This is a genomic window from Lysinibacillus sp. F12 (assembly GCF_057773605.1).
On sequence record NZ_JBYMLP010000006.1, the window covers coordinates 35,317 to 52,565 of the forward strand.

The following is a 17,249-nucleotide window of genomic DNA, read 5'->3' on the forward strand; positions in this document are numbered from 1 at the left end:
CCACAGGGGAAAGTTGGAAGGGGCTTTATTGATGAATTCGTTTTGGAATAAAAAAGAAGAAAACAATAGATTCACCTACAATTTTTCTTCTTTCAAAAAGGTTTCGATTATAGCAGTTTTAATGACGAGCCTAACGATAAATATGGGTTTTGCTAAAGAACATACGAAAGAAAATTTAAATAAAATATACCACGTCTATGTGGGAGAAGACTATATTGGTGCAGTATCTAACGAGAATGCTATTCAAGAAATTATTACATCAAAAGAAAAAGAAGCGAGTCAGCAATTCAAAGAATTATCAATGGATGCTCGCTCATCTGTCAAAATAATCCCGGAACAAGTTTTTACGAATGAAACAAAAGATGCAGAAACATTATCAAAACTTAAGCAATCATTAGTAGCAAAATCCGATGCTTTTACATTACTAGTAAATCATAAGCCAGTCGTATCATTAAAAAATACAGAGGCCTATGAAAAAACAGTTCAATTGTTGAAGCTACAATATATTTCTCAGCAAGAGTTAGATAAATTAACGAAAAACCAGCAATCTACCATTAATTTGCCAGAATTACAAGCAGGTGAATCACGACTTTTAGATATTTCGTTTAAACAGGAAGTTTCAGGGATATCACAAAAAGTTACACCGACTCAAATCTTAACACCTGAGCAAGCTGTAAACTATTTAATGAGCGGCTTCCTTGAACAAGATAGCTATAAAATTCAATCTGGCGATGTATTAGGTTCTGTTGCCAAAAAGCATAATCTAACGACAAGTGAGCTTCTAGCTTTAAACCCAGATGTAACAGTTGATTCTGTTTTACAAGTTGGGCAGGAATTAAATGTAACAGTGGCTAAGCCATTTGTAAATCTTGAGGTTAAAAAGAAAAAGAAAGTAGCAGATGTAATTCCATTCAAAAAAGTAGTGGAAGAAGATCCTACCATGTATAAAGGTGAAAAGGTCGTCAAGCAAGAAGGCGCTAACGGTAAAAAAGAAACAACATACGCTTTAACATCTGAAAATGGTAAACAAACATCAAAAGTAGCATTAGAAGAAACTATTGTCCAAGAGCCAGTGGATCAAATTGAAGTAGTAGGGACAAAGGTAATCTCTTCACGTGGAACAGGAGAATTTTCATGGCCAGCAGTAGGAGGCTATATCTCAAGTGGTATGGGTGAACGTTGGGGCGCCTTCCACCGTGGAATCGATATCGCTCGTCCAAGTAACTATAATATTTTGGCTGCTGATAATGGTGTAGTTAGTGCAGCTGGTACGTCTGGTACCTATGGTAATCGCATTGTTATTAATCACAATAATGGCTATACAACACTATATGGACATCTATCTTCTATTAATGTTGAAGTGGGACAAGTAGTGGAAAAGGGCTCTGTTATTGGTATTATGGGTTCTACTGGAAATTCGACAGGCACACATTTACACTTTGAAGTTGAAAAGAACGGTTCATTAGTTAACCCGTTATCATATGTAGGTCGATAAACATTTTGAATAGTAGACAGTCCAAATAGTGGGCTGTCTTTTCTATTATTTCCCGAGAAATATTTGTTGAAATATAGCCCATTATGTCAAAGTATTTAAAGTGATTGATGAACGATTAATGCAAGGAAACTGAAAGCATGATAGAGTTAAGAGTAGTGAACTTACAATTACAAAATGTTTAAGAATAGATAAAAAACGAAAGGGAGAAAATGAATGAACAAAACAATTTTAGTTGTTGATGATGAAAAACCAATCGCAGATATTCTGCAATTTAATTTAATAAAAGAAGGATATAAAGTGATTTGTGCTTATGATGGGGATGAGGCACTAAAGAGGGTTGAGGAGGAACAACCAGATTTAATGCTCCTAGATATAATGCTGCCAAAGCGTGATGGTATGGAAGTGTGTAGAGAGGTACGAAAAAAATATGACTTCCCTATTATTATGCTGACGGCTAAAGGCTCTGAGATTGATAAAGTTTTAGGCTTAGAAATGGGTGCAGATGATTATGTTACTAAGCCATTTAGTACACGAGAGCTTATTGCTCGTGTAAAGGCCAATATGCGACGTTTACAGGTTGCTGCACCTGTAGCAGAAGAGGCAGAAGAGGAATCAAACGAAATTGTTGTAGGATCCCTTGTTATTCAACCAGATGCTTATTTAGTAATGAAGCGTGATGAGGCCATTGAGCTTACACATCGGGAATTTGAGCTGCTACATTATTTAGGCAAACATATTGGCCAAGTAATGACCCGTGAGCATTTATTACAAACGGTATGGGGCTATGACTATTTTGGTGATGTTCGTACTGTTGACGTAACAATTCGTCGTTTACGTGAAAAAATTGAGGATAATCCTAGTCACCCTGCTTGGATTGTCACAAGACGTGGTGTAGGTTATTACTTACGAAATCCTGAACAGGAGTAATAGGAATGCAGAAAGTGAGCTTCTTTAAATCCATTCATGTCAAACTCGTGCTAATTTATATTTTATTAATATTGCTTGCTTTACAAATTATCGGTATTTATTTCGCCCGTCAGTTAGAACAAAATTTGAAGAGCAACTTCCAAGATTCTATTTTTCAGCGAGTTGACTTGATGCAATATAGTCTTCGTGAGGAAATTTTAAAGGAACGCGATGAAAGCATGCCTAAACTAGAGGAAAGCTTGAAATCAATCGTTATGGAGTTTTCAACTGGTTTAAGAGATGTTTCTAATGGTGATATTTTAGAAATTCGTGTCATTGATGATAGACAAAGGATACTGGCAACATCTGAGCTTGAGAATCAAAATTTAATAGGACAACGCTCTAACACAGACCTTGTGCGTCGTGCTATATCTGCTGAAACGCTCTTTGATATCATTAAACTTGATAACAAAACGAGGAATCGAGTATGGGTATTAGCAAACCCAATTCGAGCTGGTGCAGGGCCAGATGATGAAATTATTGGTGTTCTATATATTGAAGCGAATATTGAGTCCGTTTTTGAACAAATGAATGAAATTAACCGTATTTTCCTTGGCGGTACAGCTATGTCGTTAGTCTTTACCATCTTTTTAGGTATTCTCGTTGCGCGAACAATTACACAACCAATTGCTGATATGCGAAAGCAGGCTCAAGCGATGGCAAAGGGCAACTATTCTCGCAAGGTAAGAGTATATGGTACGGATGAAATAGGTCAGCTTGCCGTTACCTTTAATCATTTAACGAATCGTTTGCAAGAGGCACAATCCACTACTGATGCAGAGCGGCGAAAGTTAGACTCAGTCCTTAGTAATATGACGGATGGCGTTATTGCGACAGATCGCAAGGGACGTATTATTTTAATTAATGACCCGGCGCTGCAGTTACTGCATATTTCAAGAGATATTACATTAGGTCGTCCCATTGCCTCGGTATTGGGGATTGATCAGGAATATAGCTTTGAAGATTTAATTCATATGAGCGATGCTATCAATTTAAATTTTAGTACGTCAGATGCTCCTTATATATTACGTGCCAATTTCTCGGTTATTCAAAAAGAGACAGGCTTTATTAATGGTCTTATAACTGTACTACACGATATAACAGAGCAGGAAAAGATAGAAATGGATCGTCGAGAGTTTGTATCGAATGTATCACATGAATTAAGAACACCATTAACAACAATGCGTAGCTATCTCGAGGCACTAGCAGATGGTGCATGGAAGGATGAAAATATTGCGCCTACCTTTTTAAATGTAACGCAAACTGAAACAGAACGTATGATTCGACTAGTCAATGATTTATTGCAATTATCACGAATGGATAGTTCAGATTATGAGTTAAATAAAGATATTGTCTTATTCAATTCATTCTTTAACCGAATTATCGATCGTTTTGAAATGTCCAAGTCTGATAAAGTACAGTTTGCACGATTATTCCCTGAAACCTCCTTTTATGTAGAAATTGATACGGATAAGGTGACACAGGTCATTGATAATATCATTTCAAATGCCATCAAATATTCACCAGACGGTGGGAATATACGCTTTGGGTTCACTGGACAAGGCGATATGTTGAAAGTCATGATTTCAGATGATGGCATGGGGATTCCTAAAGAAAATGTAGGCCGCATTTTTGATCGCTTCTACCGTGTTGATCGTGCCCGTGCTCGTTCCATGGGAGGAACAGGCTTGGGACTTGCTATTGCGCGGGAAATGATTGAAGCACATGGCGGGAAGATTTGGGCTGAGAGTGAGGAAGGGCAAGGCACGACAATTTTCTTCACATTACCATACGATGCAGATGAATTTGGTGAGGCGGGTGAGTGGGAATGAAATATATAGAGCCAGTTAAATCTGCTGTTTTATTTCTACTTGTCATGCTAAGTGTGATTCTAACCTTTTTAATTTGGACGTACACACCGGATTATAAATATATTGAAAATACAGAGCGAAAGGAAATTTTAATTAAGCCGCAAAAGGAAATGGAGGATATTATTCGTCCATACAAGGCTATTTTCCGTTTTGATGAAGAATTTACAGGCACAGTATCTAACAATGCGATGAAGAATTTGATGAAAACATTTAAAGGCTGGAACGTCCTAGATTTAGAGCCTGTTAACAACAATCTTTCACCAAACTATGTGAATCAAATTATTGGAGCAGATCATCGAATGACCATCTTCTTCACTGGTGAGGTTCCATTTTCAGCATTTAACACAATTTTTCAGTTTGCTGAAAAAGAGTTACCAGAAACAACCTTCAATCGTATGATTATTGACTGGAGTAATTCGAACACCAAAGAGTTAATGGTTTATTACATTAGTGGGAATAACCAATCATTATTCCGCTCACATGTCAGCGTGCCAAACATGAGCCAATTTATACAAGAAGTCATAGAGCCTGCAAAAAAATATGGCGCTTTTAAAGAAATTGAGCGAGAAAATCAAACAGCCCTTTATGTAGATAGCAATAAAATGGAATCTGTAAAATTTACGTACTATATTGAAGAAATCACACCAGAATTATTTAAAAATGTGTTATTTACAGATCCAAATATAGTGCGACGTAATGTTGAAAGTGCATCTTCTGAAAAATATACAGATGGTATGTCATTAATGACATTAGATACAAATCTAAAGTCATTAAACTATGTTTATCCAGCTGCAGAAAGCAGTATTAGAATTGAGCCTTCAAAACTTCTAAAAGATAGCTTTGAATTTATTAACGAGCATGGAGGATTTACTGCAGATTTCCGCTATGCTTCAACTAGCACCAATAAAAATCAAATGGATTATCAATTATATTTGCAGGGATTACCGGTCTATAGTAATCATGTCATTACCCGAATGACGACAATTTGGGGAGATAGCCGGATTTTCCATTATAAACGTCCATATTTCTCATTAGATATGGATATTGAGGCTGAAAAGGAAATCAAGGAATTACCTTCGGGTGCAGATATTGCTGAAAGATTAAAAAATGCGAATAATATTGCCTTAGCAGATATTGATGAAATTGTTTTGGGCTATTATTTAACACAAAATCAAGAACTAAATATATTTACATTTGAACCATGTTGGTTTGTCATTCGTAATGGATCTTGGATTAAACTAACCCCTGAAGTTTTAGGAGGTGTTAAAAATGGATTGGAATAGAACAAAATCTATTTTTATATTCGTTTTTTTAATTCTAAACATCTTCTTATATTCACTTTATGTAAATCGCTATAATGAGGCGAAAGATATTGAGGTTCCAGGTGAAAAAACAATAGAAGCTCGTTTAAAGGATGATAATATTACGTACGGCACATTACCAAATAATATTGAATCTGCTTCGTATATGACAGCTCAAGTGCATAAATTCACAACAGATGAATTTAGTAATAGCAATCAACAAATAAAATTTAGGGACAATAATACAAAGGCACGTGCTATTTTCATCAAGCCTGTTAAATTACGTAATGTGAGTGATGATGCAAGCTTTACGGATTTTGCTCTTGCAAACGTAAATGAAGGAGCATCCTATGCTTTGTGGAAAGTAGACTGTGAAGAACGAGTCGCTGTTTTTTTCCAAAAAACGAATAATCGAATGTTCTATTATAATGGTTCATTGAAAATTAAATGGAATACCAACAATGAAGTAACAATGTATGAACAAACAATGATTGATAATATTGAAGAAATGGAACAACAGGAAACTGTCATTCCTCCACTTCAAATTATTCAAACTTTATATGCAAAAGGACCGCTCAAGCCAGATTCACGTATTACGCAAATGAAGTTAGGTTACTCAACACTTGTTAAATTAACTCGTACACAGGTATTAGTGCCAACATGGGAGATACGAGTGAAATTATCGGATGGAGAAACAGAAGAGTATTTTGTCAATGCAGTCGAAGGCAAAGTCATTGAAATCCAGGAGGACAAGCAAGAGGGCGAAGAAGAAGACTGGGGAGTTGAATAATGCGATTTAGTGTTTTAGCAAGTGGCAGTACAGGGAATTCGATTTATGTAGAGAATGATGATTACGCTTTTATCGTCGATGCGGGCCTTAGTGGCAAAAAGATGGAGCAGCTATTTACAAAGATCGATCGTAATGTGAAGCAGCTTAGTGGTATTTTCGTTACACACGAGCATAGTGATCATATTAAAGGGATAGGCGTACTGGCACGAAAATATAGTGTACCGATTTATGCAAACGCCAAAACATGGCAGGCAATGGACGGACTAATTGGTGAAGTTCCTGTAGAGCAACGCTTTGAATTTGATATGGATACAGTGAAGCATTTTGGCTCTTTAGCGGTTGAATCCTTTGCTGTTTCACATGATGCAGCAGATCCAATGTTCTACACGTTCCATGAGGATAATCGCAAGCTTGTTATTATCACGGATACAGGGTATGTTAGTGATCGTATGAAAGGTATTATACGCGGAGCTGACTCGTTTGTTTTTGAAAGTAATCATGATGTTAATATGCTTCAAATGGGACGTTATCCTTGGTCCATTAAACGTCGTATTTTAAGCGATGTAGGACATGTATCCAATGAAGATGCAGCGATTGCAATGAGTGAGGTTGTATTTGATAAGACTACGAATATCTATCTTTCGCATTTAAGTAAGGATAATAATATGAAAGAACTAGCACGCATGAGTGTCTCACAAACCTTACAGTCCTGTGGCATTATGGTTGGCGAGCATGTTCATCTCTTTGATACCGATGCAGAGGAGCCAACAAAATTGGTTACGGTTTAACGACTATTTATTTAGGTAAGACTTAAAGCTGTTCGACACATTTGAAGTAATGTGTCGAGCAGCTATTTTTATGTCCATTTTATTTGTTTTTCATCTGATTTTAATGTTTGAATCGTAAGATTAGGGTAACAATTAACAAAAGCAGTATAGGAAAGGATGAGGAACATGAGTTACTTTCAAGATGATGATAAAAACAGTGATTTCCTAAAAAATGAAGAAATCCCGAAATCACCTCTTCAAGAAAGATTAGAGCGCGAGGAGCAAGAAATGCAAGCCAAGCGTCATAAAAAGAAAGGTGGAGGCGGAGGAAAAGGTGGTTATTTCTTTAGTGGCTTGGTCGGTGTCATTATTGGTGCCTTACTTGTATGGCTGATGATGCCGGGTCTGGTCAACCAAATGCCTGGTACAACATCGAGTAATACAGGGAAAAATGATACAACCATAAACCAAGTTGCCACAGAGGTGACGACAGATGTTACAAAAGCCGTTGATAAAGCCTCTCCGGCCGTAGTGGGTATTACTAATATCCAAGAAGTAACAAGTGGAGGATTTTGGAGCCCTCAATCGACAACAACAAAAGAAGCGGGAAGCGGTTCCGGTGTAGTTTATAAAATTGAAGGTAATAAAGCCTTTATTGTAACAAATAATCACGTAATTGAAGGAGCTAAACAATTAGAGGTCACAATGCCTGATGGAACAAAAGAGCAGGCAGAATTAGTGGGCCACGATGTTTGGACAGATCTTGCTGTCATTTCAATTAGCTCAAAGAATGTAAAAACAGTAGCGACATTTGGTAACTCTGATGTGTTAAAGCAAGGGGAAACTGTTATAGCAATTGGTAATCCACTTGGCTTAGACTTCTATGGCTCTGTGACAACAGGCGTTGTTTCAGGTAAGGATCGTTCTGTACCAGTAGACTTAAACGGTGATGGCACAGAAGACTGGCAACAAGAAGTATTACAAACAGATGCAGCCATTAATCCAGGGAATAGTGGAGGAGCACTTGTCAATTTAGCTGGGGAGTTAATAGGAATTAACTCCATGAAGATTGCACAATCCTCTGTAGAAGGTCTAGGTTTCTCTATTCCAATTAATTCAGCCATTCCAATTATTGAGGAGCTAGAGAAAAATGGTGAAATGAAACGTCCAACTATGGGAATTTCATTAGCTGACTTAACAGATGTCCCAGCCTTCTATCAACAACAAACATTAAAATTACCTGCTGAGGTAACAACAGGTGTTGTAATCACAGATGTAATGAATAACTCTGCAGCTTCAAAAGCAGGTGTCCAACAATATGATGTGATTGTGGAAATGGATGGTCAAAAAATTGAAACAGCTATTGATTTGCGTAAACACCTATATAATGAGAAAAAAATTGGTGATCAATTAACATTAAAAGTTTACCGACAAGGTAAATTAGTAGAACTATCACTTACATTAACAAACGGTAATTCATTGTAAAAAAGATGAATAGCAGTGGGGATTGAAAAATAATCTCCACTGCTTTTTTGTGGAGATAAAGAAGTATTTTAATAAAATATTGTGGATAACTAGAAAATTGCGAATACTGATTTTATACAATAAACAGTGAGAAAAAGGGGCTTCTTCCATAGATGCTATTCCTTTGATACAATAGATTGTGGATAACATAGACCGAAATGTGAATAAGTTTGTGGAAATTTCGGAAAATAAGGAGACATCAAAAAATGGAAAATTACAGCTGTGAAAGCCATATAGAACACGCTTTAGACATGTTTGTAGCAGAGCAAAAAGTGTTCCCAATTATGGATAAAATCGAAGAGGATCAAAAGTTATCCACAAAGTGTAGCTACTGCGAAAAGCCAGCAGAATATATTGTATCAAGTAAATAACTTTACACAATATATAGCAACGACTTGTGGATATGTTGATAACTTTTGTGGATAATTTGTTTGTAAATGAATTGTAAAGGTGGATAACGTGTGAATATAACGATTGTATCAGTCGGTAAGTTAAAAGAAAAGTACTTAAAAATGGGGATTGATGAGTACGTAAAACGACTTGGTGGCTATGCAAAAATAGATTTGATTGAGGTAGCTGACGAAAAAGCACCCGAGCAGCTTAGTGATGCAGAAATGGAAATCGTGAAGAAAAAAGAGGGAGAACGCATACTAGCCAAAATAAGTACAGACACATATGTAATTGCTCTCGCTATCAATGGCAAAATGAAAACCTCTGAACAAATGGCGGCTGATCTTGAATCTCTCATGACCTACGGCAAAAGCAAAATTGCCTTCGTTATCGGCGGCTCTCTGGGCTTACACGAAGACGTCCTAAAAAGAGCCGACGAGCAACAATCCTTCGGCAAAATGACCTTACCCCACCAGCTCATGAAGCTCGTACTCGTAGAGCAGGTTTACCGAAGCTTTAGAATTATGAAGGGAGAACCGTATCATAAGTAAGTGCGGTTTTTCAACGGAGAAAACTATTTAAAAGAAAGTGTATATCAACAAGAGGACCAATCTTTCCTTCATTGAAAGGCCTATATTAATGAATCTATCATACAATAGCTGTTGAGACATTACCCATAAGATCAAAAGCACTTAATGACATGGTTCCAGGTGCAAAAGTTGTATTATAACCAACTGGATCACTTGAAAAAACGACATCATAAACAAATGGGAGAGGTGCTACCAATCCCCATGGTAAGGCGACATTAAAACTGTTGTTATAGACTTGTATCTGGCCATTTGCTGGGATGGATGTCGGCAACCCAAGTGTGTAGGTGTAGTCTACATAAACGGATAGGTTACTTGATACTGAAAACGGGTCTATATTATCGATAGGTGGATTTGGGTTTGTAATTTGATTATTTTCAATGAGAATAGGTGTAATTGTTGAAAAAGTATAGGGATCTGTAGGAGGAATAAATGTAATGGTCGGTCCAGGTCGATCTAGTTGGTTAACAGTATTATGGGATACATTTATAGAGATATTCTGGCTAGCTGCCAGGTTAAATAATACGAAATGAGAAAATCGTGTCATGTTGTTATTTTGGATAATATAAGTGGCATCGCTAAAAGTGTCTGTAGGTGTGTCAACCTGAAATATAATAGCGTCTTGGCTATTGGGTCCACCTGAAAAAGTGTTGCCAGAGATATTCATCGTGCCTGTTCCGCTTCTTAATTCTATTGCGTGACGAGTACCTGTATGAATAAACGTTGAATTAATAATGGAAATATTTGAAGCATTGATAATGGCGAGACGCTTTGGTCCTCCTTCAATAATTACGTTATCAAACGTAATATTATCATATAGACCATTTCCAGGAGCATGTTCTATTCTCAATAACGATACATCATCAGCAGCTGTAATGGTCGGGCTAATAAAATGAAGATTTTTAATAGTTACATTATCTGCAGTTATATACAGATTCGATTCTACTGGTGGATTTGGAAACTCAACAACTGTATTTAGTGCGGAAAGACCTGTAATTGTTAGCGGCTTACTTACAGTAATAGGAGTAGCTTCAACAAAGGTCCCTGGAAAAACAATAAGAGTATTATCAGTTACAGCGTCATTAATCGCTGGTTGAATGTCGTTATAGTACTTACCTGAATTAACATTAAGTACACGTCCACTTGGTGTAGTACAAACAAAGTCTGATGAGAGAATAATTCCACCTATAGGGCAAAACATACAGTCGGTAGAAATACTAGTTAAAAATAATGTACAACTTTGATTACTACAAATTAAAGTCTCTTCACACATACCTGTACAAGGTTTACAAATAAAATCTCCTACGGCAATCCCATTACAAGGACCAGTAGTGAGCGCTACTTCGTATACACAAGAAAAGGGGATATTAATCTGTGGAATTTTAATTGGTGTGGTAACCCAATCATATACTTTAGGGACTTTTATACATAGATTTTCATCTTGTTGAGGTGTAGATGTTTTTGGATCTTTATCAAGTAAAATTAAAGGGTATTGGTCTGGAAGAATAGTCTTGATAATTGATATATTTTCCCTTGGATTACAAAATTGAGTTGTAATATTTATAACAGTGTTAAATGAAGATTGTACCGATAAACAAAAATCCACAAAAAGTAATAGTCCTTGGAAGATGTCATCAGAATAAACGGTTTGAGAGAAACAATGAAAATCAGTATATGAACAGGTAATTTGTGTGCCATTAGGTGCACATAGCACGATTAGTTTTGTTTCAGAAAAAGGTTCTGTATGTTGTGTTCCGTTATCCAATACAATAGTCACAAAGCCACTGATTAGAATCTTTACTTGTTGAAGTTTGACATGGGATCCATCTGGGAGAACTACACATTTTTCAGAACGTGAATTTTCTGAAGTTAATTCTTTATAAATGATGCTTCCAGGTAAATTTGGTTCAAGTGGCAGCCCCTGATTATCGGATAGAAAACAGGAAACGACGCTTACCATAACTGCCCATTACTCGACTTAAGTTTGTTCATAGACATTTATTCGCTCCTTTTTAATCTAATCAAATTATTGTATGTACGTTGCCTAAAAATTTTAAGGTAATTAGCCAAGTTTTCAATATATATATTCACTATTAGCGAAATAAAATTTAAATCATATAGAATTTGCAGAATGTTTTCTCGTTGAAGCTGATTAAATAGGGCATCAACAAAGATTACTTAATTGATTTTTCGAGTAATAGAAATCTATTCTAAAATAGAGTTAATTCAATAGTAATACTTTTTTAACACTTGGATATCAATGATGACAAATTACTGTTGCAATAATTTGTAGAGGGACAAGAATGGTAATGAAGAAAATTTAATAGAATTAACTATCAAACTTGTATAAAATCGCATTTACATCAGTTACGGAGAACCATATCATAAGTAAGTGAGGTATTCTACAGTACTGAAGATTAATTATTAATAAAGTTGAAAATAGCTGTGAGATGACAGTCTAACTAAGAGATTAGTTGGGCTGTTTTTATTTTCTTTTGCTAAGTATAATGCTATGACACATAGAGATTATGAAAGTACATTCTCTATTATTATTAAATTTTATCCGATTGTAATTGTTATAGAAAACCCTGGTTCTTCCCTGACAGCTAAAATTCAAGTAAACAAAATTTAAATTATTTTATAATATAGCTCAATACCTTTGCTGCTAACTTTGATGAACAGGGGATAAAGAGGAACTAAAATAAACTTTGCTCCAAATATTTTATAATTGTATAATTTATGTATAACTTATGTATAACTGGTTGATTTGAAACAGTGTATTACTATAAATATTAAGCCCTCCATCACAATAAAAAGGATTACATATTTGCGTGAAGCAGGGATCTAAATCGTAACAATATGTATTATTATAGATAAAAGCTAAAATAGAAGGTGTAATGAAAATGGGTTTTCCCTTGATTGGAAGAAAAAAATTATTAAATACCAGGAGGAACACTAAGTTCTCTGAAAAAGCAAAATCTAGAAGTTTAGTATTGACGAGCTCGTTATTTCTCTCCGCCCTTATAATTATCGTTATCGGATTAATGATTTCCCTGTCCATACGCGATCAACGTGGAGCGTATTTTCGCCAATTTGATGAATATGGAAAAGTATTCAAATCTATAACTCAACAAAATGAACCTCTTGTTGCCGAAGCAACGAAGACAATTCTTGAGCATCAACCATTGGAGGGAAAACCATTCGAGGAACTCCCCAATAGTTTGAATTCCATGAAATCTAATGAAATGGTAGTGGATGTCTATTTATTAACACCGGACATTATCAGGAAGGATGGCAAAGAATACTTATATAACTCAGAGTATGGTCGAGATCCAGGTGAATATGCTGAAGAGTTAGGTACGTTATATGAAATAGATTCGGAATTTCTTAAAAATTACGAAGATGCAATGAGAAACGGTAGCACATTAACTGATGTTTACACTGATGAAGGTGGGACTTTCATCTCGTATTTAGCGCCGATTAATGACGAAAGTGGGAAACCAGTTGCGTTGTTCGGTGTCGATTTCGATTACGGGATTGTTAAAAAGGAACTTCAACGGATTCTATGGACGAATATCACGGTTGGTATTTTTTTTGTACTTATGTTAATTGGGTTGGTTGTATTCATTCTTCGTAAAATGTTGCGCCCGCTTGCACGTTTAGCTGAAGTGTCTGAACATGCTTCGAAAGGTGATTTAACCGTTGAAATTCCTGTACTGAACCATAATGAGATTGGTAAGGCTGCAAGTTCATTTAATCAGATGATTAACGGACTTCGGGTATTGACCCATAACATACAAAAATCTTCGAATGAAGTTGCTGTATCTTCTTCTCAATTACAAGAAAGCGCTGCCCAAACCGAAACAGCTACACAAGAAATCACAGATGCCATTCAAAACATTGCTGTTGGGCTCGATGAACAACTTCGTCACACTAATGAGTGTCAACAATCAATGAAGGAAATGGGAATGGGTATTCATAGAATCGTAGATGCATCCTCCGTCGTATCAGAATTGGCCTCGGTTACAGCAGATAGCGCAAATGCAGGAATGAAGGATATAGAAACAACAGTTGCTCAAATGAGCACAATTGAACAAAACTTGAAAACATCGGTCGAAGCAATCCATGGACTGAAGAAATTAAGCGATCAAGTTAGTGAAATGGTTACATTAATAGGTAGCATTGCTAATCAGACCAATTTGCTTGCACTTAACGCATCGATTGAGGCATCGAGAGCAGGCGAGCATGGTAAAGGTTTTGCCGTTGTGGCTCAAGAAATTCGTATACTCGCTGAACGGTCCAAAATCTCTTCGGAGAAAATAACTGACATCCTCCAAGGTATCAGCGATCACACGAGTAAAACAGTGGTTTCTTTGGATAAATCAATGACAGAGGCCCAGGTAGGTACACACATTGCAAATAAGGCAGGGCAAACATTTAGTTCGATCGTGGAGTCGATTCAGAAAGTGTCCGATCAGATTGACGAAGTATCTGCTGCTTCGGAACAACTGTCATCAGGAAGTGAGTTAGTTGCAGCTTCACTAACAGTGCTGGAGGGTATCGCAGATTCTTCTTCAGCCGATTCCGCTCACATCGCCGCTTCATCAGAAGAACAACTTGCAGCCATGCAAGAGGTAGCCAGTTTTGCAGCTATGCTTTATGGGCTGGCGGATGAATTGAAACAGAGTGTTGACCGTTTCCGTGTAAAGTAGGTTACTAGTTAAAACCGCACTTAGACAGGTTACGGAGAACCTTATCATAATAAGTTAAGGTGGTTTTTGCTTAAGCTGATATTTCAGCTTAAGCTTTTTTACTTTGAAATGAATATAATTTACATCGGCATGGGAGAATCATCTAAGGCATCTACTGAAAGGGGCAGTTGATATGATATGGCGATTGGATGGTTTTTCAATAGAAGCTAACATAGATATTCTCCTAATTATTGATGGCTTGAAATAGTCTAGTGACGCCTAGTTCAATTTCATTTTTTTGTAAATGACCATAGCCAATAATTAATCTGTTATTATAAATTCCCTTTTTAATTGTATGATCCTCTACAGGGTAAACCTTTACACCAAATTGTTCAATTTTCAGTAATAAGTTTTGCGTAAATTCTATCTTCTCAAATTCTGCAATTAAATGCATACCTGTAGAGTAGCCGAATATCTTTACTTTATGTGAAAAAGTTAATTGTAAGCATTGTATAAGAAAATCACGTTGACTTTTATAAAACTTTTTCATTTTTGTGATATGTCTTTCCATGTAGCCCTCCTGGATAAAACGAGAAAGGGTAAGTTGATCCAAGGAAGGTGTGTGTAAGTCTGTAAACCATTTCAATTGGCGACATTTTTCGATAAGCTGTGTTGGAAGGACAATGTATCCTATTCGTAGTGCCGGAGAGAGAATTTTACTAAAAGAGCCGATGTAGAGAACAAGCTCTGGATCAAGGCCCTGCAAAGAGCTAACAGGTGGGCCTTCGTAGCGAAACTCACTGTCATAATCATCCTCAATTAAAAAGCAATGATTCTTTCTAGCATACTCAATTAATTGAATTCTACGTTGAATTGGTAATGTACTTCCTAATGGAAATTGGTGAGAGGGTGTTAAAAACACTAGTTTAGGGTCCATATTGTCGGGTAATAGAGGCGTTTTCATTCCCAATTCATCTACCGGTATTGGATAGATTGTGGCACCAGAGTTCTTAAAGATGGTTTGAATATCATTCGTAATAGGATCTTCCATAATAGCTATATCATTAGGTGATAACAGCAATCTCGATACAAGCATCATTGCTTGTGTAGCACCAGATGTAATGATAATTTGCTCTGGATGACATTCAACGCCTCTTGTTTTTAATAGGTAATAGGCAAGGGTTTGCCTTAATTCTATGCGCCCCTCTGGTACTCCATATCCCAAAGTGGAAGGTTCACTATCGTGCCAAAGTTGATGACTTATCTTAGCCCATGTTTTACGAGGAAACAAGTTGAGTGCAGGGATACCCGAGCGAAAATTTATAACTTCTTTCCCTGCTATCAAATTTCCTACTTTATCTGTAATAAAAGGCTTTGTCTGTTGTGTTAATAACGCCCCCTCTGCAACAAATGTACCGGCTCCTCTTCGTGCAATTAAAAACCCTTCGGCCAGTAACTGATCATAAGCTTCTAAAATGACATTCCTTGATACTTTCAATTCTACTGAAAGCTCGCGTGTTGATGCTAGCTTTTCTCCTGCATGGAGGTGTCCACGTAAAATTTTTTCGCGTATTTGTTGATAGATTTGACGATTTAAAGGAATATCTAATGCTCGATCAATAGGTATCCATAACATTTTTCATCCCTCCGATATAAAAGTGGTACCTTTAAAATCTCCTTAAAGTGGTTCTACAGTAACCAATTATATCATGATAAAGTATTTATCAATATCCAAGAGGAGGAATAAATATGAAAAAAGCAGAAGAATTAGTGATTCAAGCCTTAAAAAGCGCAGCACGAGATGAGCGCTTGAAATATGCTGTGCAAAAATCAACAGAGCTCTATCCGTTATTATGGAAAGCAGCAAAAAGATATGTAACAGGAGAAAAGAGAGAGGATGTCATCACGGTTGCACGTGAATATCTCGAGGATAATTATAATATCTCCATAGAATATATTGGGGAAAATACAACCGATTTATCGGAATGTAAAAGGGCAAAGGATGAGATTCTACAAGTAATTGAGGAAATGGGGATATTGTCTTTAAAACAAACTGTATCATTTGATTTATCTCATATAGGCCTTTCTATTAACGATGAGATTGCTTATCAGTACCTTGAAGAGCTCGCACAAAAAGCTCAATGGTATGGAATAACTTTAATGATAAGTATGGAAGAATCCTCTAAGACAAGTGATATTCTCACTCTTTATAAAAAAATAGCAAAAAACTACACAAATATTGGAATAACTATACAAGCTCATCTTTATCGTACAGAGGTAGATTTACAAGAACTTATTCAATATCCAGGAAAAATAAGACTTGTAAAAGGGGCTTTTCAAGAGCCTGTTGATATAGCCATGATCAGATCAGAAGAACTGAATAGCCGTTATCTTGAGTATGTTGAACAGTTAGTGAATGCAAACCACCCGATATCAATCGCCACGCATGATGAAACGCTTATTCAAGAGATAGAGCGACGTCAATATCTTCATAAATCGAATGTTGAAGTAGAGATGCTGTATGGTGTACGTCCAGAGTTACTCAATGAATTAAGAACGAAGGAATATCGTTGTAGAGTCTATTTAACGTATGGAAGTGAGTGGTATTTGTACCTTTGTCATCGAATTGCAGAACAACCAGAAAATTTATATTTAGCAGTAACTGATATTATTAATGAATCACTTAGAGCAAGTAGTGTAGTAGATTGAATAGATGGATCTGTACTAACAGTTTAAACTCTTTGCTATTACTGATAATCGGAGTTGTTTATGTCTGAATGAGGACAAAAATAAGAAAAACTTGTCTATAAAATAAGAAACTAATGTAACTTAAATAAAAACCTCACTTATCCTTATTACGGTGAACC

Annotated in this window: 13 protein-coding genes; 11 read left to right on the forward strand and 2 right to left on the reverse strand. The window is 36.3% G+C overall.

Annotated features, from left to right (window positions below):
• Nucleotides 1-31 precede the first annotated feature (31 nt).
• From AC3CH7_RS20760 to rlmH, 9 genes are all read left to right on the forward strand, one after another.
• Nucleotides 32-1,495: a peptidoglycan DD-metalloendopeptidase family protein gene (locus tag AC3CH7_RS20760; protein ID WP_036163677.1), complete on the forward strand. Its 1,464-nt coding sequence runs from the start codon at nucleotides 32-34 to the stop codon at nucleotides 1,493-1,495.
• Nucleotides 1,496-1,708: 213 nt separating this feature from the next.
• Nucleotides 1,709-2,422: a response regulator YycF gene (yycF, locus tag AC3CH7_RS20765; protein ID WP_031415820.1), complete on the forward strand. Its 714-nt coding sequence runs from the start codon at nucleotides 1,709-1,711 to the stop codon at nucleotides 2,420-2,422.
• A gap of 5 nt (nucleotides 2,423-2,427) precedes the next feature.
• Entirely contained in the window at nucleotides 2,428-4,293 is a 1,866-nt protein-coding gene (gene walK / locus AC3CH7_RS20770) for a cell wall metabolism sensor histidine kinase WalK (RefSeq protein ID WP_036162489.1), read from the forward strand.
• Complete coding sequence (locus AC3CH7_RS20775; RefSeq protein ID WP_031415815.1) at nucleotides 4,290-5,615, forward strand: YycH family regulatory protein; 1,326 nt, start codon at nucleotides 4,290-4,292, stop codon at nucleotides 5,613-5,615. Before walK ends, AC3CH7_RS20775 begins: the two co-directional genes overlap by 4 nt.
• Nucleotides 5,602-6,423, forward strand: a complete 822-nt coding sequence (locus AC3CH7_RS20780; RefSeq protein WP_488381862.1) for a two-component system regulatory protein YycI — start codon at nucleotides 5,602-5,604, stop codon at nucleotides 6,421-6,423. Before AC3CH7_RS20775 ends, AC3CH7_RS20780 begins: the two co-directional genes overlap by 14 nt.
• Nucleotides 6,423-7,211, forward strand: coding sequence for an MBL fold metallo-hydrolase (locus AC3CH7_RS20785; RefSeq protein WP_031415812.1), 789 nt, complete (start codon nucleotides 6,423-6,425; stop codon nucleotides 7,209-7,211). Before AC3CH7_RS20780 ends, AC3CH7_RS20785 begins: the two co-directional genes overlap by 1 nt.
• A 165-nt stretch (nucleotides 7,212-7,376) precedes the next feature.
• A complete protein-coding gene (locus AC3CH7_RS20790) occupies nucleotides 7,377-8,675 on the forward strand; it encodes a S1C family serine protease (protein ID WP_036163673.1) in 1,299 nt (432 codons plus the stop codon).
• Nucleotides 8,676-8,920: 245 nt separating this feature from the next.
• Nucleotides 8,921-9,085, forward strand: coding sequence for a CxxH/CxxC protein (locus AC3CH7_RS20795; protein ID WP_036163672.1), 165 nt, complete (start codon nucleotides 8,921-8,923; stop codon nucleotides 9,083-9,085).
• A 90-nt stretch (nucleotides 9,086-9,175) separates the two neighbouring features.
• A complete protein-coding gene (gene rlmH / locus AC3CH7_RS20800) occupies nucleotides 9,176-9,655 on the forward strand; it encodes a 23S rRNA (pseudouridine(1915)-N(3))-methyltransferase RlmH (protein ID WP_012296196.1) in 480 nt (159 codons plus the stop codon).
• A gap of 97 nt (nucleotides 9,656-9,752) precedes the next feature.
• On the opposite strand, the gene AC3CH7_RS20805 is transcribed toward rlmH, so the two are convergent.
• Nucleotides 9,753-11,651 (reverse strand): BMQ_0737 family morphogenetic spore coat protein, encoded by a 1,899-nt coding sequence (locus AC3CH7_RS20805; protein ID WP_488381863.1) that lies wholly within the window; start codon nucleotides 11,649-11,651, stop codon nucleotides 9,753-9,755.
• A 943-nt stretch (nucleotides 11,652-12,594) separates the two neighbouring features.
• On the opposite strand from AC3CH7_RS20805, the gene AC3CH7_RS20810 reads away from it, so the two are divergent.
• A complete protein-coding gene (locus tag AC3CH7_RS20810; RefSeq protein ID WP_488381864.1) occupies nucleotides 12,595-14,403 on the forward strand; it encodes a methyl-accepting chemotaxis protein in 1,809 nt (602 codons plus the stop codon).
• A gap of 223 nt (nucleotides 14,404-14,626) precedes the next feature.
• On the opposite strand, the gene pdxR is transcribed toward AC3CH7_RS20810, so the two are convergent.
• On the reverse strand, nucleotides 14,627-16,018 hold the full coding sequence (gene pdxR / locus AC3CH7_RS20815; RefSeq protein WP_012296182.1) for a MocR-like pyridoxine biosynthesis transcription factor PdxR: 1,392 nt from the start codon (nucleotides 16,016-16,018) through the stop codon (nucleotides 14,627-14,629).
• 113 nt (nucleotides 16,019-16,131) lie between these two features.
• Here pdxR and AC3CH7_RS20820 point away from each other — a divergent pair, with 113 nt between their 5' ends.
• Nucleotides 16,132-17,091, forward strand: coding sequence for a proline dehydrogenase family protein (locus tag AC3CH7_RS20820; protein WP_488381865.1), 960 nt, complete (start codon nucleotides 16,132-16,134; stop codon nucleotides 17,089-17,091).
• Nucleotides 17,092-17,249 lie beyond the last annotated feature (158 nt).

Coding starts and splice junctions, on each gene's coding strand:
- AC3CH7_RS20760 (WP_036163677.1), top strand. CDS start 32: ATGAATTCGTTTTGGAATAAAAAAGAAGAAAACAATAGATTCACCTAC.
- yycF (WP_031415820.1), top strand. CDS start 1,709: ATGAACAAAACAATTTTAGTTGTTGATGATGAAAAACCAATCGCAGAT.
- walK (WP_036162489.1), top strand. CDS start 2,428: ATGCAGAAAGTGAGCTTCTTTAAATCCATTCATGTCAAACTCGTGCTA.
- AC3CH7_RS20775 (WP_031415815.1), top strand. CDS start 4,290: ATGAAATATATAGAGCCAGTTAAATCTGCTGTTTTATTTCTACTTGTC.
- AC3CH7_RS20780 (WP_488381862.1), top strand. CDS start 5,602: ATGGATTGGAATAGAACAAAATCTATTTTTATATTCGTTTTTTTAATT.
- AC3CH7_RS20785 (WP_031415812.1), top strand. CDS start 6,423: ATGCGATTTAGTGTTTTAGCAAGTGGCAGTACAGGGAATTCGATTTAT.
- AC3CH7_RS20790 (WP_036163673.1), top strand. CDS start 7,377: ATGAGTTACTTTCAAGATGATGATAAAAACAGTGATTTCCTAAAAAAT.
- AC3CH7_RS20795 (WP_036163672.1), top strand. CDS start 8,921: ATGGAAAATTACAGCTGTGAAAGCCATATAGAACACGCTTTAGACATG.
- AC3CH7_RS20805 (WP_488381863.1), bottom strand. CDS start 11,651: ATGGTAAGCGTCGTTTCCTGTTTTCTATCCGATAATCAGGGGCTGCCA.
- AC3CH7_RS20810 (WP_488381864.1), top strand. CDS start 12,595: ATGGGTTTTCCCTTGATTGGAAGAAAAAAATTATTAAATACCAGGAGG.
- pdxR (WP_012296182.1), bottom strand. CDS start 16,018: ATGTTATGGATACCTATTGATCGAGCATTAGATATTCCTTTAAATCGT.
- AC3CH7_RS20820 (WP_488381865.1), top strand. CDS start 16,132: ATGAAAAAAGCAGAAGAATTAGTGATTCAAGCCTTAAAAAGCGCAGCA.